Source organism: Actinoplanes sp. NBRC 103695 (assembly GCF_030269485.1).
Classification (GTDB): domain Bacteria; phylum Actinomycetota; class Actinomycetes; order Mycobacteriales; family Micromonosporaceae; genus Actinoplanes.
The window spans coordinates 67,766-89,425 of the sequence record NZ_BSTL01000013.1; the positions used below are offsets into that span (position 1 = coordinate 67,766).

The 21,660-nt window shown below is 71.3% G+C and carries 21 protein-coding genes; 12 read left to right on the plus strand and 9 right to left on the minus strand.

What is annotated here, in order from left to right; genetic code table 11:
• The first annotated feature begins 270 nt into the window (after positions 1-270).
• Together QSK31_RS23815 and QSK31_RS23820 are read left to right on the plus strand one after the other, a co-directional pair.
• Positions 271-654 (plus strand): DUF4440 domain-containing protein, encoded by a 384-nt coding sequence (locus QSK31_RS23815; RefSeq protein WP_285686513.1) that lies wholly within the window; start codon positions 271-273, stop codon positions 652-654.
• 9 nt (positions 655-663) lie between these two features.
• Positions 664-924: a YciI family protein gene (locus tag QSK31_RS23820; protein ID WP_285686514.1), complete on the plus strand. Its 261-nt coding sequence runs from the start codon at positions 664-666 to the stop codon at positions 922-924.
• A 13-nt stretch (positions 925-937) separates the two neighbouring features.
• Here the strand turns inward: QSK31_RS23820 and QSK31_RS23825 are convergent, their stop codons facing one another.
• The 5 genes from QSK31_RS23825 to larE form a co-directional block, all read right to left on the minus strand.
• Positions 938-1,921 (minus strand): lysophospholipid acyltransferase family protein, encoded by a 984-nt coding sequence (locus QSK31_RS23825; protein WP_285686515.1) that lies wholly within the window; start codon positions 1,919-1,921, stop codon positions 938-940.
• Entirely contained in the window at positions 1,918-3,495 is a 1,578-nt protein-coding gene (gene larAH, locus QSK31_RS23830; RefSeq protein WP_285686516.1) for an NPN-dependent hydroxyacid isomerase, LarAH14/15/16 family, read from the minus strand. The genes QSK31_RS23825 and larAH overlap by 4 nt, the downstream gene beginning before the upstream one ends.
• A gap of 41 nt (positions 3,496-3,536) precedes the next feature.
• Positions 3,537-4,730: a zinc-dependent alcohol dehydrogenase gene (locus QSK31_RS23835; protein ID WP_285686517.1), complete on the minus strand. Its 1,194-nt coding sequence runs from the start codon at positions 4,728-4,730 to the stop codon at positions 3,537-3,539.
• On the minus strand, positions 4,727-7,003 hold the full coding sequence (locus tag QSK31_RS23840; protein WP_285686518.1) for an HAD-IB family hydrolase: 2,277 nt from the start codon (positions 7,001-7,003) through the stop codon (positions 4,727-4,729). Before QSK31_RS23840 ends, QSK31_RS23835 begins: the two co-directional genes overlap by 4 nt.
• Before the next feature lie 108 nt (positions 7,004-7,111).
• On the minus strand, positions 7,112-7,924 hold the full coding sequence (larE, locus tag QSK31_RS23845) for an ATP-dependent sacrificial sulfur transferase LarE (protein ID WP_285686519.1): 813 nt from the start codon (positions 7,922-7,924) through the stop codon (positions 7,112-7,114).
• 88 nt (positions 7,925-8,012) lie between these two features.
• On the opposite strand from larE, the gene larB reads away from it, so the two are divergent.
• Genes larB through QSK31_RS23875 form a run of 6 tightly spaced genes read left to right on the plus strand, consistent with a single transcriptional unit; the run spans position 8,013 to position 13,351 of the window.
• Positions 8,013-8,690: a nickel pincer cofactor biosynthesis protein LarB gene (gene larB, locus QSK31_RS23850; protein WP_285686520.1), complete on the plus strand. Its 678-nt coding sequence runs from the start codon at positions 8,013-8,015 to the stop codon at positions 8,688-8,690.
• The gene (gene larC, locus QSK31_RS23855) at positions 8,687-10,021 is read left to right on the plus strand and encodes a nickel pincer cofactor biosynthesis protein LarC (RefSeq protein WP_285686521.1); all 1,335 of its coding nucleotides are present in this window, start codon (positions 8,687-8,689) and stop codon (positions 10,019-10,021) included. Before larB ends, larC begins: the two co-directional genes overlap by 4 nt.
• Positions 10,014-10,829: a hypothetical protein gene (locus tag QSK31_RS23860; protein ID WP_285686522.1), complete on the plus strand. Its 816-nt coding sequence runs from the start codon at positions 10,014-10,016 to the stop codon at positions 10,827-10,829. Before larC ends, QSK31_RS23860 begins: the two co-directional genes overlap by 8 nt.
• A gap of 35 nt (positions 10,830-10,864) precedes the next feature.
• Positions 10,865-11,677 (plus strand): ferritin family protein, encoded by an 813-nt coding sequence (locus QSK31_RS23865; protein ID WP_285686523.1) that lies wholly within the window; start codon positions 10,865-10,867, stop codon positions 11,675-11,677.
• 59 nt (positions 11,678-11,736) lie between these two features.
• A complete protein-coding gene (locus tag QSK31_RS23870; RefSeq protein WP_285686524.1) occupies positions 11,737-12,852 on the plus strand; it encodes a sulfotransferase family protein in 1,116 nt (371 codons plus the stop codon).
• A 52-nt stretch (positions 12,853-12,904) separates the two neighbouring features.
• Positions 12,905-13,351 (plus strand): hypothetical protein, encoded by a 447-nt coding sequence (locus QSK31_RS23875; protein ID WP_285686525.1) that lies wholly within the window; start codon positions 12,905-12,907, stop codon positions 13,349-13,351.
• Between the two features lie 112 nt (positions 13,352-13,463).
• Here the strand turns inward: QSK31_RS23875 and QSK31_RS23880 are convergent, their stop codons facing one another.
• Together QSK31_RS23880 and QSK31_RS23885 are read right to left on the minus strand one after the other, a co-directional pair.
• The gene (locus QSK31_RS23880) at positions 13,464-14,429 is read right to left on the minus strand and encodes a hypothetical protein (RefSeq protein WP_285686526.1); all 966 of its coding nucleotides are present in this window, start codon (positions 14,427-14,429) and stop codon (positions 13,464-13,466) included.
• A gap of 29 nt (positions 14,430-14,458) precedes the next feature.
• Positions 14,459-14,938 (minus strand): nucleoside deaminase, encoded by a 480-nt coding sequence (locus QSK31_RS23885; RefSeq protein WP_285686527.1) that lies wholly within the window; start codon positions 14,936-14,938, stop codon positions 14,459-14,461.
• Between the two features lie 49 nt (positions 14,939-14,987).
• Here QSK31_RS23885 and QSK31_RS23890 point away from each other — a divergent pair, with 49 nt between their 5' ends.
• On the plus strand, positions 14,988-15,197 hold the full coding sequence (locus QSK31_RS23890) for a hypothetical protein (RefSeq protein ID WP_285686528.1): 210 nt from the start codon (positions 14,988-14,990) through the stop codon (positions 15,195-15,197).
• Positions 15,198-15,250: 53 nt separating this feature from the next.
• On the opposite strand, the gene QSK31_RS23895 is transcribed toward QSK31_RS23890, so the two are convergent.
• Together QSK31_RS23895 and QSK31_RS23900 are read right to left on the minus strand one after the other, a co-directional pair.
• On the minus strand, positions 15,251-16,051 hold the full coding sequence (locus tag QSK31_RS23895; RefSeq protein WP_285686529.1) for a slipin family protein: 801 nt from the start codon (positions 16,049-16,051) through the stop codon (positions 15,251-15,253).
• A gap of 100 nt (positions 16,052-16,151) precedes the next feature.
• Positions 16,152-16,817: a DedA family protein gene (locus QSK31_RS23900; RefSeq protein ID WP_285686530.1), complete on the minus strand. Its 666-nt coding sequence runs from the start codon at positions 16,815-16,817 to the stop codon at positions 16,152-16,154.
• 362 nt (positions 16,818-17,179) lie between these two features.
• Between QSK31_RS23900 and QSK31_RS23905 the strand changes: the two genes are divergently transcribed.
• The 3 genes from QSK31_RS23905 (at position 17,180) to QSK31_RS23915 (ending at position 21,640) form a co-directional block, all read left to right on the plus strand.
• Positions 17,180-18,085 carry a hypothetical protein gene (locus tag QSK31_RS23905; protein ID WP_285686531.1) on the plus strand — a complete coding sequence of 302 codons (906 nt, stop codon included), beginning with the start codon at positions 17,180-17,182 and terminating at the stop codon, positions 18,083-18,085.
• 316 nt (positions 18,086-18,401) lie between these two features.
• A complete protein-coding gene (locus QSK31_RS23910) occupies positions 18,402-19,718 on the plus strand; it encodes a LacI family DNA-binding transcriptional regulator (protein ID WP_285686532.1) in 1,317 nt (438 codons plus the stop codon).
• Positions 19,715-21,640, plus strand: coding sequence for an alpha-glucuronidase (locus QSK31_RS23915; protein WP_285686533.1), 1,926 nt, complete (start codon positions 19,715-19,717; stop codon positions 21,638-21,640). Before QSK31_RS23910 ends, QSK31_RS23915 begins: the two co-directional genes overlap by 4 nt.
• Positions 21,641-21,660 lie beyond the last annotated feature (20 nt).

Sequence of the window (21,660 nt, forward strand, 5' to 3'; positions counted from 1 at the left end):
CGCGTAACCGCCGACGCCGCGGGTGGCGGTGAGGGACATGACGCAATCATCGCGAGATCATCGCCGCACACGATGGCAAAGCTGGGCGTCCTCGGGGGCAACGGCGCAATAATGTTGCGGTGATCGCCTTCGACACGACAGATCGTGCCATCCTCGACTGGAACAGATCCTGGCCATCCCGCCGGTGGTGGACGCCCGGCGCACCTTCGCCATCCGTACGGTGAAGAGCCGCGCCGCGCTCCCCCTCGACCATCTCCCCCGGCCGCGCGCGTGACCACCGACCGCGACGAGATCGCCGAGATCGTGCGGGTCTTCTTCGCCGCGTTCTCCACCGATGACGGCGTCGCCGAGCGCATGGCCGCCTTGCGGGCCCTCTTCCTGCCCGAGGCGATCATCATCCGCACCTGCGGCGGCGAGCCGGCCGTCTACGACGTGGAGTCGTTCATCGCCCCGCGCCAGGCCCTGCTGACCGACGGCACGCTCACCGACTTCCGCGAGTGGGCGGAGGACGGCCACACCGACCTCTACGGCGACATCGCCCAGCACTTCTGCGCCTACGGCAAGACCGGTGGCCGCGGCATGAAGTCCCTCCAGCTCGTGCGCACCGGCGCGGGCTGGCGGATCAGCGCGGCCGCCTGGGACGACGAGCGGTAGCGTGCTCGCATGTGGATCATCGAGTTGAGCTTCACGCCGGCCGCGGAACGGCTGGCGGCCCGGCCGGCGCATCGCGTGCTCCTGACCCAGTTGCACGAGCAGGGCGTCGTCAAGACGGCCGGGCCGTTCGCCGACGACAGTGGCGCGCTCATCGTGCTGGACGCGCCGGACCGTGAGACGGTCGACGACGTGATCGCCGCCGACCCCTACTTCCGCACCGAGGGCGTCACCATCGCGGCCGTCCGGGAGTGGTCGCCCATTCTCACCTGATGCCCGTTCGGCGTCAGTCCTTCCGCTTGGGCGGCATCGGGCGGCTGGCCTCCCAGACACGGCGCCACGAACCGGACGGGACGACCGGCCTCGGCCGTCCGTCCGTCGAGCCGGCGCCGGACTCGGACTCCGACTCGGCCGCGGTGATCTCCAGCGGGCCGGTCGGCAGGGACAGCTCGCCCTTGGCCTGGGCGCGCAGCGAGCCGTACCAGCCGAGCTCGTCCTCCGCCCAGAGCCGGGCCAGCGCGTTCATCATCCGGGCGTGCAGCGCGCGGGCGCCCTCGTTCGGCTCCGGGTGGATCGGCTTGCCGTAGCGGACCACGACCCGGTGCTGGCCGGGACGCCAGTTGCGGTCCCGGGGCATCGCCGCGAACGTGCCGCGGAGCACGACCGGGACCATCGGCACCCGGCGCTGGACGCACAGGTGTGCCGGACCCAGCCGGGGCGGCGTCATCCAGCCGTCCTCGCTGCGGGTGCCCTCGGGGAAGAGCAGCAGGTTCCAGTTGTCGGCCAGCAGCTGCGGCGCCAGGCTGCGGCGGCGGTCGGAGCCGCGGCGTTCGATCGGGAACGCGTTGAACACCAGCGCCGTGATGACCGCGGCCCACTTCTTGTCGAAGAAGTAGTCCGCGGCAGCGCCGACCGCCAGCCGGCGCCGCAGCCGCCACGGCAGCGAGCCGATGATCAGCGGGGCGTCCAGGTGGCTGGAGTGGTTGGCCACGATGACCACCGGGCCGTCCAGGTTGTCCAGGTGGTCCAGGCCCTCGACGTCCGGCTTGACGGTGTTCCAGGTGACCGGCTTGAGCAGCCCGGTCTGGATCACCTGCCGGGCCGCCTGGACCCCCGGCGTGCGCGCCCAGTTGGTGCCGAACGGGCTCGGCCGGTGCACGAGCTCGTGCGGCTGCGCGGTCCGGGGCGTACGCGTCTGCCCCTGGATGTCCCGCGCCTGCCGCACCATCCGCCAGTCGTCGCGGAGCCCGGCGAACCACCGCCTCTTCATCGCACGTCCGCCATCGCGATCGGCGGCGTGTGCTGGTAGGTGATCGTCGGGCTGCTGCCGACCCGCTCGCGGGCCATCTCCAGCGCGTCCTGCAGCGTGGACGCGGACCGGAAGCCCATCCGCTCGGTGGTCTTGCGGTCGCCGCCGACGAAGATCACGTCGCCCAGGTGCTCCAGCGCGTGAGCACCCCAGTACCACATGTAGAGCGGGTGCACGCCGTGGTAGGCGTAGCTGTTCCGGTACAGGTGGATGTACCACGGGTCGGTGGCGAACTGCTCCTCGAACTTGGTCTCGATGGCCACCGGGTCGGTGGTCTCGGCCAGCACCTCTTCGAAGAAGTCGATGTAGCTGGGGTGGTGCACCGAGTGGAACTCGTTGGGCACCGGGTGGTAGAAGATCGCCACGCCGCCCGGCCGGACGATCGGCTGATTCTGGTACATGTTGAAGAGGTAGCCGAGGCTGAGGCTCATCACCAGGATCGGGTTCATGATCGAGTTGACGTTGTAAGGGCAGATGTACGGCAGGCCCCAGATGCCGATGTCGGACGGCCCGTTCACCTCGGTGAGCTGCTGGCGCAGCACGTTCTTCAGGGTGATCGGGTGCACGTCCTCAGGCGCGCCGGCGTTCACCCCGGTGATGCCGTACGGCGCGGCGGTGCGGTGCCAGATCTGCCGGCGCTTGGCCGGGGGCACCAGCTCGTTGGCCCGGCGGACGGCCAGGAACGCGGCCTGGTCCTTGAGGTTCCACTCCCATTCCCGCTTGTTCAGGAAGTCCATCTGCTTGGGGAACATGTCGTTGTTGACCGTCGTCTCGATCTGGAAGACGTTGACGTTCTCGGCCAGCAGCGCGGCCATGCGGTTGTACGAGTGGTGCATCGCGCTGTTCGGCGGGTCGTTGAACGACTTCGAGTTCCGCAGCGTCTGCACGTTGTGGTGATGCTTGAGGCTGCGGTACGACGCCAGGCCGACGGACACCGACTTGGGGCCGCCACTCATCGGGGTGAGCGTGATGTTGACGTACACGATCAGGTCGCTCTCCGCGGCCCGGCGGTTGATCTCGACGACCTCGCCGTGCCGGGTGTGCCCGATCTCCTTGAGGTTTTCCTTGTCCTCGGCGTCGTGGTTCTTCAGGTGGTGCGGGAAGAACGAGCGGTAGACCCGGTCGCCGACGGTGCGCTTGAGCTCGGCCGGGGTCATCCGCCGGTGCAGGGCGTTGCCGGCGATGAGCTCGACGTCGTCGACGCCCTTGGCCGCGGCCGCCTCGAGCACGTGCTCGATGACCCGCTGCCGGATGTCCGGGGTCTGCATCTGCGGCAGCGGCAGCGACAGGTCGTCGAAGACGATCGTCAGGCGCATGCCGGCGTACAGAAGCTCGGACAGCGGCGGGCGCCCGACCGGGGCGGCGAGGGCCTTGCGGATCTCCTCGTCCACGTCGCGCAGGCCGGGCAGTGACTCCGGCGGATAGATCACACGGCTGCCCATCGGCAGCTTCTCCAGGCGGAAGCCCTCGCCCTGGTGCATCAGCAATGCGGGCGTACGCTCGTCCACCTCGAGCACGAACCCGGGCCGGCTCATCGGTCTCCCTCTTCTGCTACTTCGTTGTTCATGGTCGCTCCTCAGTCCAGTCTCGGGTTGAAGACGACCTTCATGGAACCCAGCCGTCCGGCTGATGTCGCGTGCTGGATGGCCTCGGACCACCGGCGCAGCGAGTACACCGCGTCGACATATCCACCCAGCGGAGCATCCTGCGCCAAACTGATCGCATCCGGGAAGTCCTCGCCGCTGGAGGCGTAGCCGCCGACGATGGTCAGCTCCCGGAACCACACCGGGGTCAGATCGACATCGGTGTTCGGCATGCCGGCCATCACGACCGTGCCACCGGCTTTCGTCGCCCGGGTCGCCGTGGTCAGCCCGGAGCCGGAGGTGCAGTCGAACGACACGTCGGCACCGCCCAGCAGGAACTCCTCGCCGATCTCCGGTTTCACCACGAAGCCGCCGGTCTTGCGGCGCAGCGTCCGCAGGGCCCGATCGGAGCCGATCACCTCGGTGGCGCCGAGCTCGCGGGCCCGCTCGCGCTGCCGTGCGTGCTTGGCGATGACCATGATCGGCCCGGCTTTGGTGAAGGCGCGCAGCGCGAGCACGGTCAGCAGGCCGACGGTGCCGGCCCCGATCACCAGTACGGTCGCGTCGGTCGGCACGTCCGCCCGCCGGACCGCGTGGATCGCGCAGGCCAACGGCTCGACCAGCACGGCGGCCTCGTCGGTCAGCTCGTCCGGCACCGCGTGCAGCTGGGTGCGGTGGGCGACGAACTGCCGGCTCCAGCCACCGCCGGTGTCCGCGCAGTAGCCGGTCTGAATGCCGGGCGCCAGGTGGCCGGTGGTGATGTTGTCGCAGCGGCCGTGCTTGCCGGCGGCGCAGCTCGCGCACGGTGTCAGCCCACGGGTGACGCAGCCGAGCACCGAGTCGAGCACCACCCGGCTGCCGCGGGGCAGGCCGTCCAGCTCGTCCAGGGTCTCGCCGACCACCTCGTGACCGGGCACGAACGGCATCGAGACCAGCGACGCCAGGTACGGCGAGTTCCGGCCGGTGAGCAGGCCCAGGTCGGAGCCGCAGATGCCGGAGAGCAGCGGGCGGACCCGGGTCCAGCCGGAGGCGGGCAGAGTCGGGTCGGGCCGCTGCACGACACGCAGCGGGGCCAGTCCGGCGGCCACCGACCCGGCGGCCCGGCCGCCCAGCCGGGTGCCGGTGATCGCCCGGCCGGCGAGGTAGCGGCCGACCGACCGGTGGTACTCCAGGGCGACTTGCTTCACCAGACCGTCTCCACCATCGAGTCGACCGCGCTCATCGTGTGCGCCGTCCAGTCGGCCACCGCCCAGCGCTTGCGGGTGGCGTGCCGGTAGAGGCGCGTGTCCGGGTTGACCGCGACCGGGTTGCCGACCGCCTCCAGGAGCGGACGGTCGGAATAACTGTCGCCGTACGCGTACGACGACGCCAGATCCAGCTGGGCTGCCTCGGCGTACTGCACCAGCCAGGCCGCCCGGGCCTCGCCGACCAGCGGAGGCCGGTCGAGGAACCCGGTGCAGATCCCGTCGCGGACGTGCAGCCGGCAGGTCACCGTCTCGTCGAACAGCGGCGCGATCGGCTCGACCAGCATGTCCAGCGTCCCGGTGATCAGCACCGTGCGGTGCCCGGCCTTGCGGTGCTGCCGGATCCGGCGGATCGCCTGCGGGTGGGCCCGGCGCAGCAGCGCGTCGCCCACCTTGTCGGCCACGATCTTGCGCAGGTCGGCCTCGGCGAAGCCCTCCCACCGGCGCATGAACGTGCGGATGAACTCGCCCCGGTCGTGCCTCTCGGCGCTCAGGTAGCGCGGCATCCGGCGGAGCAGGTCGGCCATCTCGCCGGCCCACTCGCCCCGGGGCAGCTCGTTCAGCTTGGCCATCAGGTAGGTCTCGATCAGGTTCGAGCTGACGATCGTGCCCTCGAGGTCGAAGATCGCGACCGTGCGGTTGTCGCCGGTCGGGTTGACCTCTTTCGGCCCGCGGCTGCGCGAGCGTCGCTTGTCCGGCCCGCGGCGACTGCCGGTGACCGCCGGGAAGTGCACCTCGCGCAGGTAGTGGCCCCAGTCGATGTCCGCCGGGTCGAAGCCGCCCGTCGCCGCCTCGTCGCCGGTCAGGCTGTGGTGCAGCGCGAGCAGCTTGTCGGTGCGGTAGACGGCCTCGTTCTGCACGTAGTCGCCGTACAGGTCGGAGAGCCTGCGCAGGGCGTCGGTGTCCTCCCTGGTGCGGGTCAGGTCGTCCTGCCAGCGCCGGGTGCGTTCCGAGTGCGGGCCGCGGAGCAGGGCGTCCTGCGCCAGATCCAAGATCTTCTCACCGGTACGCAGCAGCCGATCGGCTCGCGTGGCACCGGGGAACTCCCAGGTCGGCGGCGTCACGTGGCCATAGCCGCCGTCGGTCATCGGGTTGTCGGTGAAGAACCGGTGCAGCTGCTCGTACATCTCCCGGAACGTGAGCGGGTTGCGGTCGCCCGAGCTCACGTGCAGGTAGTGCGGCTTCTCCGGTTCCGGCGGGCGCAGCGCCGCGGCGAGCACCGCGCTGACCACCATGTCGACCGGGATCACGTCGAGGATGCCGTCCGGGCGGCCGGGGAACTCGGTCAGCTGGCCGCGCCCGTACGCCAGGATCAGCGGCTCGGCCATCTTGAAGCCCTGGATCCACCCCGGGTACGGGTGGCGCAGCGCGCTCTCGACGATCGCCGGGCGGACCACGGTCAGCGGCCGTCTGCCGGTCAGCAGCGTCTCGGCGACCCGCTCCCCCAGCGCCTTGGTGAACGTGTAGACGTCGTGCCAGCCGGCCACCTTGGCGCGCAGCCGGCCGTGCTCGACCAGCTGTTTCTCCACCCACTCCTGGCGGCGGGCCTCGGCGGCGACGGCGGTGGACCGGGGCCCGGACTTGCCGTGCACCTTCTTTGCCTCGTCGAACAGGCCGCGCAGGGTGGCCGGACGTCGCGAGTCGGCCTCGCTGAACGCCCGCGCGGCCTCGGCGGCGGCGAGCTCGGACTGCCAGTCGACGTCGTGGCGCAGCGACATCTCCGGCACCGGGCCGTGATGCACGCCGTTGACGTACGCCGTCGACACGTGCACGACGTGCGGGTTGCCACCGGAGCGCAGCACCGCCTCGTACAGGTCGCGAACGCCCTGCACGTTGGTGCGGAACGCCTCGTCGACCGGCGGGTCGAAGGACACCGTCGAGGCGCCGTGCACCAGCGCGGTGAGGTCGTCGGGCAGGGTCAGGTCACGGTTGCCCAGGTCGGCGTCGAGGACACGGACGCGTGCGGCGACCTCAGCGGCCGCCACCTCCGCGCCGACCCTTTCGCGCCAGCGCGAGAAGACCGGCTGGCGTAGCAGCCGGTCGACGCGTTCCTGAGCGGTCGTGCCTGTCCTGCCGCGCACCAGGAGCGTGACGCGCAGCCGCGGATGACTGGCCAGGATGCGTTCCAACGTCGCCTGGCCGAGGAAGCCTGTCGCCCCCGTCAGCAGCAGGTGTCCGTCCTGCTCCTGCCCCTCGGCCTGATCGATAGTCCCCAATGTCCACCTAACCGAACGGGCCTGCTAAGACGTTGATCATCGGCAATGCCGATTACGTTACAGGATGCGTGAGCTCACATCGTGCGACGAGATCGACGGACTTCGGCCTCAGGCATGACGCCATCGGTCGGGGTCCGCGAGCATGTCGTTCATCGAACCGGATCGGAACGGCTCCACCACCATCGGTGTGCTGCCGAAGCCTGCCCGCTCGACGGTCCGCCGTACCTCCTCGTCACTCCGCGCCTGGCCGACCAGCCTCGCATCTACCTCGACCCGCACGCTATCGCCAAGATCACGCACGCGCAGGTCCCGTACCCCGTGCGGGGTAAGAACGCGTCGCAACTCGCGCTCCGCCTCTTCAACGCGCGACAGCCTGGCTGGGGTGATGGTCAGTCCGTACGCGATCCGGCTGGACAGGCACGCAGCCGCCGGTTTGTCCCACGTGTTGAGAGACCATGCCCGGGCGACCTCCCGGACCGCGGCCTTGTCCAGCCCCGCGTCGGCCAGCGGCGTCCGCACCCCGCGTTCGGCCGCAGCCCGGATGCCGGGACGGAAGCCGGCCGCCAGGTCGGACGCGTTGGTGCCGACGGCGATGCTGTCGAAGTGCTCGTGCTCGGCGAGCTCGGCCACCGTGTCGAGCAGCGTGCTCTTGCAGAAGTAACAGCGGGTGGGCCCGTTCTCGCGATAGCCGGCCACGGCCATCTCGTCGGTACGCAGCAGGCGGTGCTCGACGCCGAGCGACGCGCAGAACTCTCCGGCGAACTCCACCTCGGCGGCGGGCACAGCGGGTGACACAGCGGTGACGGCGATCACGCGCTCCCTGCCGAGAGCACGGGCGGCGGCGGCCACCACGACACTAGAGTCGACGCCGCCGGAGAAAGCCACCAGCGTGCGGCCGTAACCGGCGATGTCGCCGAGCATGCGGTCCACATCAGGGGAAACTGCGGGCGAGACGACCACGGTACGACTCCGATCGAGACGGGGAGCGATGGCTCAAGCTAACCAGGGGGTGTCCCGGTCACCAATCGACGACCTCGGTTTCGCGCGCCTGGACGTCGATCGTGCCGCCCGGACAGGTGATCCCGAGGTGGTGTTCGGGACCGGCAAAACGCCCGAGCAGATCGTCGGCGCCCTGGCCGGACTGCACCGGGCGCACCCCGATCGGGCGGTGCTCGCCACCCGGCTGTCCGCCGAGGCGATGGAGCGGTGCCGCGCCGAACTCCCGGACGCCGATCTCGACGAGGTGGCCCGGACCGCGGTGCTCGGGCCGCCGCCCACGCCGGTCGGGGTGGTCGCGGTGGTCGGCGCCGGCACCGGCGACCTGCCGGTGATGTCCGAGTGCGCCGCGACCGTCCGGGTGTTCGGCTCGGCGCCCGACATGGTGGTCGACGTCGGCGTCGCCGGGTTGCACCGGCTGCTCGCCGAACGTGACCGGATCGACGCCGCCGACGTGGTGGTCGCGGTGGCCGGCATGGAGGCCGCGCTGCCGTCGGTGCTCGGCGGGCTGACCGGCGTCACGCTGATCGGGGTGCCGACCAGCGTCGGCTACGGCTGGAACATGGACGGCGTGACGGCCTGGCTGGCGATGATGAACAGCTGCGCGCCCGGCATCCTCACGGTGAACGTCGACAACGGTTTCGGGGCGGGTGTCGCCGCGGCCCGGATCGCCCGGCGGATCGCGCGATGAACCTCCTCTGGATCGATCCCTCCAACGGCGCCGCCGGCGACATGCTGCTCGGCGCGCTGCTGGACGCGGGCGCGAGCCAGGAGGTGGTCCGGGCCGGGTTGAGCGCGTTGCGTGTGGAGCCGATCACGCTGACCACGTCGGGGGTACGCCGGCACGGCTTCCGCGCCACCAAGGCGGACGTCGAGGCGCCCGAGACGTCGACCCACCGCGGGCTTCCCGACCTGCTCGCCATCGTCGCCGCGGCCGGGCTTCCCGCACCCGCACACGACCTCGCCGTGGCGGCGTTCACCCGGCTGGCCGAGGCCGAGGCGCGCGTGCACGGCATCCCGATCGACGAGGTGCACTTCCACGAGGTGGGCGCGCTCGACGCGATCGCCGACGTGGTCGGCTGCGCGCTCGCGCTGCACGATCTCGGCCTGCTCGGCGAGGGCGCGGTCCGGGTGGTGGGACCGGTCGCGGCCGGCTCCGGAACGGCTCGGGCGGCGCACGGCCGGATGCCGCTGCCCGCCCCCGCGGTGCTGGAGATCCTGACCGCCGCCGGGGCGCCGATGGCCGCGCATCCGGCGACCATGGAGCTCTGCACCCCGACCGGCGCGGCGCTGCTGGTCGCGCTGGCCACCTCGTGGGGACCGCCGCCCGCCATGACCACCCGCGCGGTCGGCATCGGCGCCGGAACCCGCGACCCGGACACCCACCCGAACGTGGTGCGGGTCCTGGTCGGCACGGCGACGACCGGCACGTCGGGCACGGCGACGACCGGCACGTCGGGCACGGCGACGGCCGGCACGTCAGGCACGGCGACGACCGGCACGTCGGGCACGTCGGGCACGGCCGGGGCGGCGACGGCCGATGCGGCCACCGTTGCGGCGGCCGGCGAGGCCGACTGGTCGGCGGCCGAACTCAGCCAGATCGAGGCGACGATCGACGACCTCGACCCGCGGGTCTGGCCCGATCTGCTGGAGAGCCTGCGGTCGGTCGGTGCGGCCGACGCCTGGAGTACGCCCGTGCTGATGCGCAAGGGCCGGCCGGGTCAGGTGCTCACCGTGCTGGCCGAGCCGTCCCGGGTGGACCTGATCTGCCGCCTGATCTTCACCAGTACGACGACCCTCGGTCTCCGAATCCATGGCGTGCGCCGCTTGCATCTTCGCCGTGACGAGGTCAAGGTCACTGTCGCCGGACAAGTGATCGGGGTGAAGCGTGGTTACCTCGGCCGCGACCTGATAACCGCGCAACCCGAGTACGACGACGCGAAGGCCGCCGCGACCGCCGCCGGCCTGCCCATCGCCCACGTGCTGGACCTGGCCCGCAAGGAGGCAACCGGCAGTGACTGAGGTGCAGGAGCGAACCGACTTCGACGTGCGTGCCTTCGCCCGGAACGCGCAGGGCCCGTTCCGCGACGAACTGGACCTGGCGCCGTTCGCCGCGGAACCGCTCGACCCCGCCGACCGTGACCTGGTGCGATTCATCGGCCGGGTCGAGAGCGCGACCATGGAGCACTTCCGGGACGTGCTGATGACGGCCACACACAAGGACGCCCGGGTGACCGCGTTCCTGGTGACGTGGGCGTACGAGCGGTCCTGGATCGCGGACGCGCTGGACGCGGTGCTGGAGGCGCACGGCGACCCGCGCGCCCGGGCGGTGGCCGAGGAACGCGCCCGGCGCCGGTGGGGCGAGCGGCGGGCGTGGCGCGGTCCGTTGTGGCGCACGGTGATCGCCGTCGGTCAGCGGGACGCCGTCGTCGGGGCGCACATGGCCGCCGGGCTGATCGACGAGTGGGTGCTCGGCGCCGCGTACCAGGTGCTGGCCGAGCGGGCCGGCAACGGCGCGCTCCGCAAGGTGATCGACCGCATCGCGGCGATCAAGCGCCGGCACGAGGAGTTCTTCGCCGCCGAGACGCACCGGCGGCTGACCGCCTCGGTGCGCGCGGTGCGGGTCGCGCGTGGCGAGCTCAAGCACGCCGTCTGGCCGATCGGGTCGCTGCGCCGCGCGCCCGGTGACCGCCGCCGGTTCCACGAGGCGGTGTTCGGCGCGACCGACGGCTGGGCCCGCGCCGAGGCGATCGGCAAAAAGGTGGCGGCCATTCCGGGCCTCACCAGACGCATCGGTGCCAGGATTGCCGCGAGACTCCGGAAACGATAGACAACCGGCATCGACAGTTAGGTAGCGTCTCGACCATGGCCTTCGACATCGACGAATACGCGGCCGGCTCCCGCGCCGTGCGATGGGACGACCTCGACTTCGACCACTTCCGCGACAATCCCCTCCCGCCGGACACGTTGCGCACCCTGCGCTACATGACCGACGTGGAGTACCACACCATCTGTTACACCCGCGACCTGCTGACGACGCCGTCGCACACCGACGACGACGTGGCCCGTTTCATGGTGACGTGGAACCGCGAGGAGTTCTGGCACGGCGAGGCGCTGGCGTCGGTGCTGCGCATGCACGACATCGAGGTCGGCTTCGACGAGCTGCGGGCCAACCGCCTCAAGTTCGGCTGGCGCGACTACCTCGATCCGGCCACCCAGTCCACGCTGAGCCGCCTGGTCGGCAAGGACTTCATCGCCGTGCACATGAGCTGGGGTGCGGCCAACGAGTACACGGCCGTCTCGGCGTACAAGCGGATGGCCGCGCTGGAAACGGATCCGGTGCTCGCCGAACTGCTCCGCCGGATCGCCCAGCAGGAGAGCAAACACGTCGCCTTCTACGTGTCCCAGGCCCGCAAACGCCTGGCCGACAGCCGCAAGGCGCAGATCATCACGCGCTTCCTGCTGGACAAGGTGTGGCGCCCGGTCGGCTCGTCGATCATGCCGCACGAGGAGGTCGTGTACGTCTTCGGCCAGCTGATGAGCGGCCCCGCCGGCGCCGCCGAGGCCCGCCGGTTGGACGCCAGCATCAGCGCCCTGCCCGGCCTGTCCGGCCTGCAGATCTTCGCCAACTCCTTCGGCCGCCTGCTCGCCGAGGGAGCCGCCCCCGTCCCCGCCTGACCCGCTCGACCCGGGCGACGGTCCGCCACTCGCCCACGAGACCGGGCCATGATGCGCGGGTGACAGTGCATCGCGCGTGGTGGGTACGGCCGCTCAACGCCGTGCTGGCTCCTGCCGTCGGTGGCCGGCACGAGCGGGCCACCGGTACGCCGCCGACTCTCGACGGTCCACCCGGCCCGGGCGACTTCGCGGGCGGTATGCGGGTCCTGCACGACGCGTTGACGGCTGCGCCGCTGACACCCATCGGGCAGTGCGGGGCGCGGTCCGAGGTGCGGCGCCGGCTCGTCAACGAGGACGCGCTGAGGCGCCTGCCGCCCGAGGTCTTCGCGCAGCCGGTCGACCGTCCGATCGTGGTGACCGGGCTGCCGCGGACCGGCACGACCCTGTTGCACGGTCTGCTGGCCAGGCACCCCGTGGCGCGAGCTCCACTGCTGTGGGAGCTGATGCACCCGCTGGCACGCGGCCCGATCGCCCGGCGGCGGGCCCGGTGGTCGGTGACGTGCATGGCGCGCTTCTACCACGCGGCGGTCCCGGTGCTGCGGGATCTGCATCCGCTTGCTCCGGGCGTACCCGAGGAATGTCTCTTTGCTCTGCCGCATCACCTCGGGCACCTCGCGCGGACCCCGATGCCCGGCTATCGCCGCTGGTGGGAGGCGCGGCCGGCGGACGACGACTACCGCCACCTGCGCGGGTACCTGCAGGCTCTGCAGTGGCGGCGGCCGGCACAACGCTGGGTGCTCAAATCACCCTTCCATCTGCACCACCTGGACGCGCTGCTGCGGGTGTTCCCGGACGCCACCATCGTGCACACCCGGCGCGATCCGGTGCGCGCGCTGACGTCGTGGTGCCAGCTCGTCGAGGCGATCCGGCTGCTGCAGAACGAGCCGTCCGACCCGGCCATGATCGGCCCCGAGTGGCTGGACATCTGGGCGCTGGCGGTACAGCGGTCGAGTGCGGTCCGCGCGGCGCATCCGGACCGCTTCGTCGATGTCGACCACCACCGGCTGGCCGACGATCCGTCCGGCACGGCCGCGGAGATCTGGCGCGGGCTCGACGACGCCGCCGGGGAGGTCGCGCCCGCCCCCGCGGCACGCCGGCCGCGGCGGCACCCGCGCACCCCGCGCGAGTACGGCCTGGACCCGGCGGAGGTGCGCGCCCGCCTCAGCCCTCGGTGAGCCGGGAGGACGCCTTCCCCGGCCGTCGGGGGCTCGCTTATCATTCGTCCTCGTGAATCTCAAGCTTCAGGAGCGCGCCTTCGAGCGCCTCGCAGACCGCCTCCAGCCCGGCGAGAAGCCGCTAGCGGCCGCGCGGGCGCTGGTCGGCAAGTTCACGGCCGGCCGGATGGGCACCGTCGTCAAGCAGGGCCTGATCCTGGACGCCGCGGGCGGGCTCGGCTCGCACCTGCTCACCGCCGGCTCGAAGCAGTTCACGGTGGTCACCGACCGGCGGGTGTTCTTCCTGCCGCAGACCTTCATGGGCGGACCCGGCAAGGAGTGCCTCGGCGAGCTGCCCCGGCACCAGGTCCGGCTGGCCGAGGCGGAGATGGGTTTCGTCAGCCTGCTCCGCCTGGCCTTCGGCGACCAAGGCGACGGCATCTCGCTGACGTTTCCCCGCTCGGACAAGAAGAACGCCCAGCTCCTCGCCGACGCCCTGCAAACCGCCCCGGTCGCCTAGCGGCCCTGTCCCGGTCGCCGCGCCCTGCCCTTCAGCCAGGCCGCGGCGGGGCCCTTCAGCCGGGCGCGGCGGGGCCCTTCAGCCGGGCGCGGCGGGCGCCCCGGTCACCCGTCTACCGCGAGTCGGCCATCGCGACGTCGCCGTCCACCGCGGCCAGCAGGCGGCGCAGCGACCGGATGGCCGACCTCACCTCCTGCAGGTAATGCGTGAGCGTGAACCGCACCCGGTAGCCGGTCGGCAGCTCATATCCCGCCGGGACGCCGACGGTCTCCACCGAGCACCCCAGAGCAAGACCGATTTTGCGTACGGCGTCGAAGTGCTGAAACGGCACGTAGATGTCGGTCGTGACGATGAGGACACTGTCCAGGTCGGCGGGGTCGGCCGCACGCCACGCCACATAGGTGTCGGCCGTGTTGGCGCGGCCTTTCCGCAGGCCGCCGCGCCCGCCCTCCGCACCGCGACCACCCTCCGCACCGCGACCACCCTGGCCGCCACCCCCGGCTTGGTGCTGGGCGCACACCACCTCGATGGGTAGCCCGTCACCGAAGGCCGCCCGCGCCCCGAGCTCGATGGCGTCCGCCTCGGTCACCGCGGCTGCCCCGTTCACATGGGGAAAGAACGTTCGTTCTTCCGCCAGGAACGCCGCCTCTCGCTCGCGTAGCGGCCGGTCGCTGCCCAGCACGGCGACGCCGCCCGCGGTCAGGCCACCGGCGATCAGGCTCGCGGCATAGGCCGGCCTGGTCAGGCAGGCCGGCGCGCCGCCACCCAGGATGAGGATCCGGTCGTACGAGGACCGGCTCGGCGTGATCCGGCCGCTGAGCCCCAGGTCGGGCATCGTCGCCATGATCGCCGCGCTCTCGGCGAAGGTGAACTCGTGGTGCCGCATGGCCGAGCGTTCCCGGCCGCCCCGGAAATCCCACCGGCGCAGGGAGAACTCGTCCAGCCACGCGAGCGCCGCGCGCGTGCCGGTGGCCGGGATCCTCTCCCCGAAGATCGCGACCAGTTCCTGGAGCCGCTCGGCGAACACCCATTCGCGTACGGATCGTTCGACATCCTCTCCGGCCGTGAAGGGGTTCATGACCGGCCATGTTATCGAGCCGCCCGCACCTACCCGGCGGCCCGTTCGTGAAGCTGCCGCATCTCTTCGTCGAAGGGCGGGACCGGCCCGGCGGTGACGATGCCGGGGGCGATCGCCGTGATCGGAAGGACCGCCACCGGAGCGGCCGGCAGCCCCCAGCCCGCACGCCAACCGGCCAGCTGGGCGCTCGACGCGGCGTACACGATCCGGCCGAGGCCGACCCACGCATGAGCCGCGGCGCACATCGGGCAGTGCTCACCGGAGGTGTAGACGGTCGCGGCGGCCCGCGTCTCCGGCGGCAGGTGCCGGGCGGCCCACTGTGCCAGGGCGAACTCGGGATGGGCGGTCGGATCGGACGTGCTGGTCTCGCGGTTGCGGTCCTCGGCCAGCACCTCGCCGTCCGGGCCGGCGAGCACCGAACCGAACGGGCCGTCACCGTCCGCCATCGCCTCTCGGGCCAGTTCCACACACCGTCGCAGATGCGCCTCGTCGCGCGGGTCGGTCGTCATGTCCACCACTCTGGTGAACATCGGCCCGGAACGCACGTAGCAGGGCGATATGATCGCGTTCTCATCGTTCGGAAGCACCGAGCAACCGCAGTACCTCCGTGAGTACCTCGCCAACGCCGCCGGCGCGAGCGGTATCCGCCGGGTGCGGCCGGCCGGGCTGGCCCTGTGGGAGACGACCGGGCAGCTGCTCGACGCCGGGTGCGGCAACGGCGAGGTGGCCACGTTGACCATGTGGGTGGCCGCCGGCACCAAGGCTTAGGTGGTGTTCAAACCCGGGCCGCGCCTCGCGCCTGGCCGGGTTTGAAACACCACCTAGTCGCCGGTGGGGCGTTCGGCGTGCTTGTCGAAGCCGATGTAGATGCGGGCCTCCGCGTTGGCGCCGAGCGCGCCGAGCGTCTCCAGCTCACGCAGGCGCAGCAGGGCCGGGTGCTCCGCGTACGCCTCGGCGGCCGCGGCGAGCCGGCGCAGCGCGTCCACCTCGGCGTCGGCGCGGATCCGCTTGGCCTCCGCGTCGGCCTCGGCGGCCAGCCGCTGGGCCGCCGCCTTCGAGTTCGCCTCCAGCGTGTCGCGCTCGGCCCGGGTGCGGGCCTCGACCATCTGCGCCTCGGCCATGCGCTGCGCCGTGAGGACGCGGTTCATGATCTCCTGAAGGTTGCCCGGGAAGGCCAGGTCCTTCACGTCGGCCCGGATGATCTGCACGCCGTAGCCCGCGGAAACGCCCTCGACGTCGCGCAGGATGTCCTCGCTGAGCTGGTTGCGGTTGGTCAGGATGGCCTCGAGCGTCATCGACGCGAGCGACCGGCGCGCGGCCAGCTGCACGTCGCTGTAGATGCGGTCGTTGTAGTCGGCGACCCGCTCGACGGCCGCGGTCGGGTCGACCACCCGGAAATGGGTGATGATGTTGACCCGGACGGCGACCTTGTCGGCCGTGAGGATCTCCTGGCCCTTGATGTTGAGCTCCCGCTCGCGCACGTCGACCGGGACGACGGTGACGCGCGGGATGCGCTGCCGCGGGTAACGCCGCTTGGGCAGCTCGTAACGGCCGGGCTCGAGCACCCGGTCGAAACGGCCGTCGGTGTAACGCAGGCCACGGAATCCGCTGTGAACGATCACCTCGTGATGGTGGGACATTTTCCTAGCATTTCTCTGGAAAGAATTAGGGCGGCCCGTAGCGGTTCCGATGTGAAGGATCGGTCGCCAGGAGGACAGCGGATCAGCGTGGTTGGATCGCCAATGCATCCGCTGCGGAAGCGCGTACTTCTGAATCCGCCGGGCCGAGATCAGAATGGCAAATCTCCGCCGCCGGCCACAACGCATTATCGCGGCCGCGCCGTTTCTCCACGACGGTGTGCACACCGGCCAGGACCATCCCGAGCGCCAGGCCGAGGGCCACACCCAGCAGCGGTTTACCGGCGAACGCGGCGCCGCCCAGCCGCCCCAGTCCGATCGCGTACGCCGCCCAGGCCATGCTCGCCAGCGCGCTGAACACCCGGAACCGCCGCAGGGCGACCGAACCGGAAGCCATCGTCGAGGCCGTGCGCCCGTACGGAAGGAAGCGCCCGGCGATGATCGCGACGCCGCCGTACCGCATCAGCGCCCGTTCCGCCTTGGCCCGCGCCACTGCCAGCTTGCCGTTGACCATCCGGGCGCCGGCCTTGCGCCCCAGCCAGTACGAGACCCGGTCCCCCACGATCCCGCCGGCCGCCACGGCCGCCGCGAGCGCGACGAGGTTCGGCCGGCCGCTCACCGACAGCGCGCCGAGCCCGATCACCACGGTCTCCGACGGCATGACCGGGAGGAACCCGTCCACCAGCACCGCGGCGAAGACGATCACATAGAGCCACGGCGAGGAGATCAGCGGCATCAGGTGGTCCATCATCGTTCGCCCCCTCCTGGTGGTCGTTGATGTCGACGGTACGGATCATGGGGACGCCGCTCGATGGTGCGAGCACGTCGATCAGAGGTGGGGTTAGCACCACCGAGCGGGGTGTCGCGATTGGAGCTTGTCGCTATAGGCTGCGGCAAGCCGGATCGATGGACGTCATCCTGAGGGAACGTCCCGGCGACACGGGGAAAGAGACTGGTGATACGCCGTCCAGGGCGCGCGATGACGCGTGCCCGCGGTTCAGCACGGGGGTGTGCTGCCCGCTTGTCCGGCTGCCCTGACGAGCAGTCTTCTGCAGGAGGAGCACTGTGAAACGTACCGCTGTCCGTAAATTGACCTGGCTTTTCGGAGCCCTGTTGGCGAGCGTGCTCACCGTCGCGGTGGCCCCGACGCCCGCGTCCGCCGTCCCGCACCCGCCGCCGCCTCCCGGAACGGTGGGTACCCAGGGCGTCTACCCCCTGAGGACCTCCTACGCGAACTCCGACCTCAGCTCGGTGCGGGCCTGGTCCGTCACCTGGACGGTGCCGCAGTCCACCAACAACGCCTGGGGCGTGGTCGGCCAGTGGTTCTCCAACATCGAGGGCGGCATCTACTACACCGACACCGAGGGCTGGTGGGTCTACTACTACGGTGACGACAACGGCCTGACCGGCAACAACCCGGACTGCTTCGAGTCCTGGGGCACCGGTGGGCACTGCCTCAGCTGGGGTGCGAACCTGCCGATCGGCAAGCAGGTCACCTTCGTGTACGAGTACTGCAACGCCAGCAAGGCGTTCAACGCCAACGGCCCGTACATCTGCCTGTACGTCAACATGAACGACGGCGTCGGCAACCGCTACCTGATGCAGGACCTGCCCCGGGCCGAGGGTCCGGAGATGTACACGCACGACATCGAGCACTTCGCCGACTCGGGCGCGACGGAGCCGGTCATCTCGTGCACCAACCCGACGAAGATGCTCGGCCAGAAGGTCCGGATCAACAGCGCCGCCTGGACCAACCTGACCGGGTCGGCGTTCGATTTCGTCGACGAGCAGGCGAACTACGAGTTCCGCAACGTCAACTACACCGCCAGCCCGGCCACCTGGCAGAGCTGCACCCCGCCGAGCAACGCCTGCCCCGGCCCGGTCTGGTCGCCGAAGCGCAACTACGTCGCCAACGACCAGCTCTACTGGAATCAGCGCAAGTACCGGGCGATCGTCGCGTCGACCGCCGTGCGCCCCGGCACCAGCGCCACCACCTGGCAGGACCTCGGCACCTGCTGACCTGACGCCCGGCCGGCGCGGCGACGACCGCGCGCCGGCCGGGCACGGACAAGCAAAGGGACCGGCGTCCACGGGGGGAGACGCCGGTCCTGGCGGTGAAGATTACACCACACCCATCGATGGCGGTCAGTCGCCCGCGGCGAAGAGCGTCACCAGTACCCCGTCGGCGAGGGCGGCGTATCCGGCCTGGTTGAGGTGCGGGCGGTCACCGCCCCGAATCCACCGGCTCCGAACTCCATCCACCCATGCTCGTAAACGAAAACAGGACGCCCGCCAGCAGAGTCGTGGAGCCGATCTCCCCTGTTACCCTCGCTCCATGGGGAAGCCGGCCGGATCGTCGCGGCAGCCACGCGGTGAGATCGAGACCCTTCCCAGCGGGTCTCTGCGCGTGCGGGTCTACGCGGGCGTCGACCCGGTGTCGGGCAGGCGGATCCACCTGACCGAGACGGTTCCCGCCGGACCGGGCGCACCCGCCGAGGCGGCGAGGGTCCGTGACCGCCTCCTGGCCGAGCGCGAAACGAGGCGCCGGCAGCGTGCCGTGACACCCGCGGCCCCCCGACCGGCCGCCGCCGATCCCGGCACCGCCTCGACCCCGCGGGTGCCGGGCGCCCGGCGAGGACGACGGCGCGGCGAGATGACCGTCGCGCGGATCGCGCGGATCGCCGGCGTGTCTCCTCCGACCGTGTCGAAAGTCCTCAACGGGCGCTCCGGGGTCGCATCCGAGACCAGGCGCCGGGTGGAGGCGGTGCTGCGCGAGCACGAGTACCGCCGTCCGGAGATGGTGGTCGCCGCGGCCAGCGTCGAGGTCGTGTTCTACGGCATGCAGAGCAGCCTCGCCATCCAGATCATGCACGGCGTCCAGCGGGTCGTCGGGGCCCGGAAACTGGCGGTGAGCTTCACCGACGCCGGTCCGCACGTCGCGGCCGGCCGGTCCTGGGCGGCGGACCTGCTGGCCCGGCGGCCCACCGGTGTGATCACCGCGCACTTCGACGCGGCGCCCGAACAGCACAGCCTGCTGGCGGCGAGCGGGATTCCCCTGGTGGCACTGGACCCGACCGGGCAGCCGTCGCACGACGTGCCCTCGGTGGGCGCCACCAACTGGAGCGGCGCGATCGTGGCGACCCAGCACCTGCTCGACCTCGGTCATCGGGACATCGCCATGATCACCGGGCCGCCCGACCGGCTGTGCGCCCGCGCGAGGCTGGAGGGCACCCGGGCGGCACTCGACTCCGCCGGCATCGGGCTGGCGGACCGGCGCGTACGCCTCGGCCTGTTCTCGTTCGGCGACGGCCTCGAGCACGGCCTGGATCTGCTGACCGGCCCCGACCGGCCGACCGCCGTGCTGTGTGGCAACGACCTGCAGGCCCTCGGCGTCTACGAGGCGGCCCGGCGGCGCGGCCTGCGCATCCCGGAGGACCTCAGCGTGATCGGTTTCGACGACATCCCGAACGCCCTGTATTGCGGACCGTCGCTGACCACCGTGCGCCAGCCGCTGACCGAGATGGGAGCCGCCGCCGCGGGCATGGTGCTGACGCTCGCCGCGGGGGAACGACCGGATCAGGCCCGTGTCGAACTGGCGACCACCCTCGTGGTGCGCGAGAGCACAGCCCCGCCGCGCCGGCCCGTGCCATGAACGATGCGGCCTGGCTGCCGCCGGAGGCCTGGCGTGCGATCGGTGGTCGCCGCATCCGGGTGACCGGTCGCGGGTTGCTGGTGGACACCGTCGTCGACGAGCTGCGCCGGGCCTGTGCGCGGTTCGGCGGCGAGGTCGTCCGAGGGCCCGGCGGGAAACCATGCGACCTCGACCTGGGCCTCGGCGGCGACGACGCGCTCGGACCCGAGGGGTACGAGCTGACCGCCGCCGACGAGCACACCGTGCTCCGCGCCGCGCACCCGCACGGCCTGCTGCACGGGATGTTCCACCTCGTACGGCTCGGCGACGCGTCGTCCACCGGGACCTTCCGTCCCGCGGTGCCGCGACGGATGCTCGATCACTGGGACAACGTGGACGTCCACCCGGTGATGGGCCAGGTCGAGCGGGGCTACGCGGGCGGCTCCCTGTTCTGGCACAACGGCGCGCCCCGTCGCGACCTGCCGCGCGTCACCGCGTACGCGAGGTTGCTGACCGCCTGCGGGATCAACGCGGTCACCCTGAACAACGTCAACGTGCACGCCACCGAGGCGCGCCTGCTCACCGACCGGCTCGGCGAGGTGGCCGAGCTGGCCGGGGTGTTCCGCCGCTACGGCATCCGCACGCACCTCTCGGTGTCGTTCGCGGCGCCGGTCCTGCACGGCCTGGACACCGCCGACCCTGCGGACGAGCGCGTGCGCCACTGGTGGGAGAGCACCACCGTGGACGTGTACGCCACCATCCCCGACTTCGGCGGCTACCTGGTGAAGGCGGACTCGGAGGGTCAGCCTGGCCCCTTCACGTACGGCCGCTCGCACGCCGACGGGGCGAACCTGCTCGCCGACGCCCTCGCGCCGCACGGCGGGGTCGTGCACTGGCGGGCCTTCGTCTACAACCACCGGCAGGACTGGCGGGATCGCGGCGTCGACCGCGCCCGTGCGGCCTTCGACCATTTCACACCGCACGACGGCGCCTTCCGCGAGAACGTCGTCCTCCAGGTCAAGCACGGCCCGATGGACTTCCAGGCACGGGAGCCGGCGGCACCGCTGATCGCCGCCATGCCGGCCACCCGGGTCGGCGTCGAGTTCCAGGTCACCCAGGAGTACACCGGCCAGCAGCGGCACGTGTGCTACCTCGCTCCGATGTGGAGTGAACTGCTGCGCGGGGTGCACGGGCCGGCGCTCGCCGGGTTCGCCGCCGAGTTCGTGGCCGTCGCCAACACCGGCGACGACCCGTTCTGGACCGGTCACCCCTTGGCTCAGGCAAACCTTTACGCGTACGGCCGGCTCGGCTGGAATCCGGCGCTGGAACCGGCGGCGGTGCTCGACGAGTGGGTCACGCTCACGTTCCCCGGGGCGCCCGCCCGGCTGCGTGACGCCCTGCACGCGATCATGGACGACTCCTGGCGGACCTACGAGCGGTACACCGCCCCGCTGGGTGTGGGTTTCATGGTGCGTCCCGGCCACCACTACGGTCCCGACGTCGACGGCTACGAGTACACGCGGTGGGGCACCTACCACCACGCCGACCGGGACGGTGTCGGCGTGGACCGGACCGTGGCCACCGGCACCGGATGCGCCGGGCTCTATCCGCCGCCGTGGGCACGGATCTACGAATCGCCGGACGAGTGCCCCGACGAACTGGCGTTGTTCTTTCACCACCTGCCGTACCAGCATGTGCTGACCGGCGGTGGCACGGTGATCCAGCACATCTACGACGCGCATTTCGCCGGTGCGCGCGAGGCCGCCGAGATGCGCGAGCGCTGGGCCGAGGTGGCCGGCCTGGTGCCGCCGGAGAAGTACGAGAGGGTCCGTGAGCTGCTCGACGAGCAGGTGCGTTCGGCCGAGGAGTGGCGGGATCAGATCAACACGTACTTCTTCCGCAAATCCGGGGTGCCGGACGCGAAGGGCCGCCGGATCCACTGACCGCCGTACCCGGGAGGTTT

Excerpts from the sequence above, each read along its gene's own strand:
- QSK31_RS23910 (WP_285686532.1), top strand. The coding sequence starts at position 18,402 with ATGGGGAAGCCGGCCGGATCGTCGCGGCAGCCACGCGGTGAGATCGAG.
- QSK31_RS23915 (WP_285686533.1), top strand. The coding sequence starts at position 19,715 with ATGAACGATGCGGCCTGGCTGCCGCCGGAGGCCTGGCGTGCGATCGGT.
- larC (WP_285686521.1), top strand. The coding sequence starts at position 8,687 with ATGAACCTCCTCTGGATCGATCCCTCCAACGGCGCCGCCGGCGACATG.
- QSK31_RS23820 (WP_285686514.1), top strand. The coding sequence starts at position 664 with ATGTGGATCATCGAGTTGAGCTTCACGCCGGCCGCGGAACGGCTGGCG.
- QSK31_RS23880 (WP_285686526.1), bottom strand. The coding sequence starts at position 14,429 with ATGAACCCCTTCACGGCCGGAGAGGATGTCGAACGATCCGTACGCGAA.
- larE (WP_285686519.1), bottom strand. The coding sequence starts at position 7,924 with ATGCTCGGCGACATCGCCGGTTACGGCCGCACGCTGGTGGCTTTCTCC.
- QSK31_RS23865 (WP_285686523.1), top strand. The coding sequence starts at position 10,865 with ATGGCCTTCGACATCGACGAATACGCGGCCGGCTCCCGCGCCGTGCGA.
- QSK31_RS23890 (WP_285686528.1), top strand. The coding sequence starts at position 14,988 with ATGATCGCGTTCTCATCGTTCGGAAGCACCGAGCAACCGCAGTACCTC.
- QSK31_RS23825 (WP_285686515.1), bottom strand. The coding sequence starts at position 1,921 with ATGAAGAGGCGGTGGTTCGCCGGGCTCCGCGACGACTGGCGGATGGTG.
- QSK31_RS23885 (WP_285686527.1), bottom strand. The coding sequence starts at position 14,938 with ATGACGACCGACCCGCGCGACGAGGCGCATCTGCGACGGTGTGTGGAA.
- larAH (WP_285686516.1), bottom strand. The coding sequence starts at position 3,495 with ATGAGCCGGCCCGGGTTCGTGCTCGAGGTGGACGAGCGTACGCCCGCA.
- QSK31_RS23900 (WP_285686530.1), bottom strand. The coding sequence starts at position 16,817 with ATGATGGACCACCTGATGCCGCTGATCTCCTCGCCGTGGCTCTATGTG.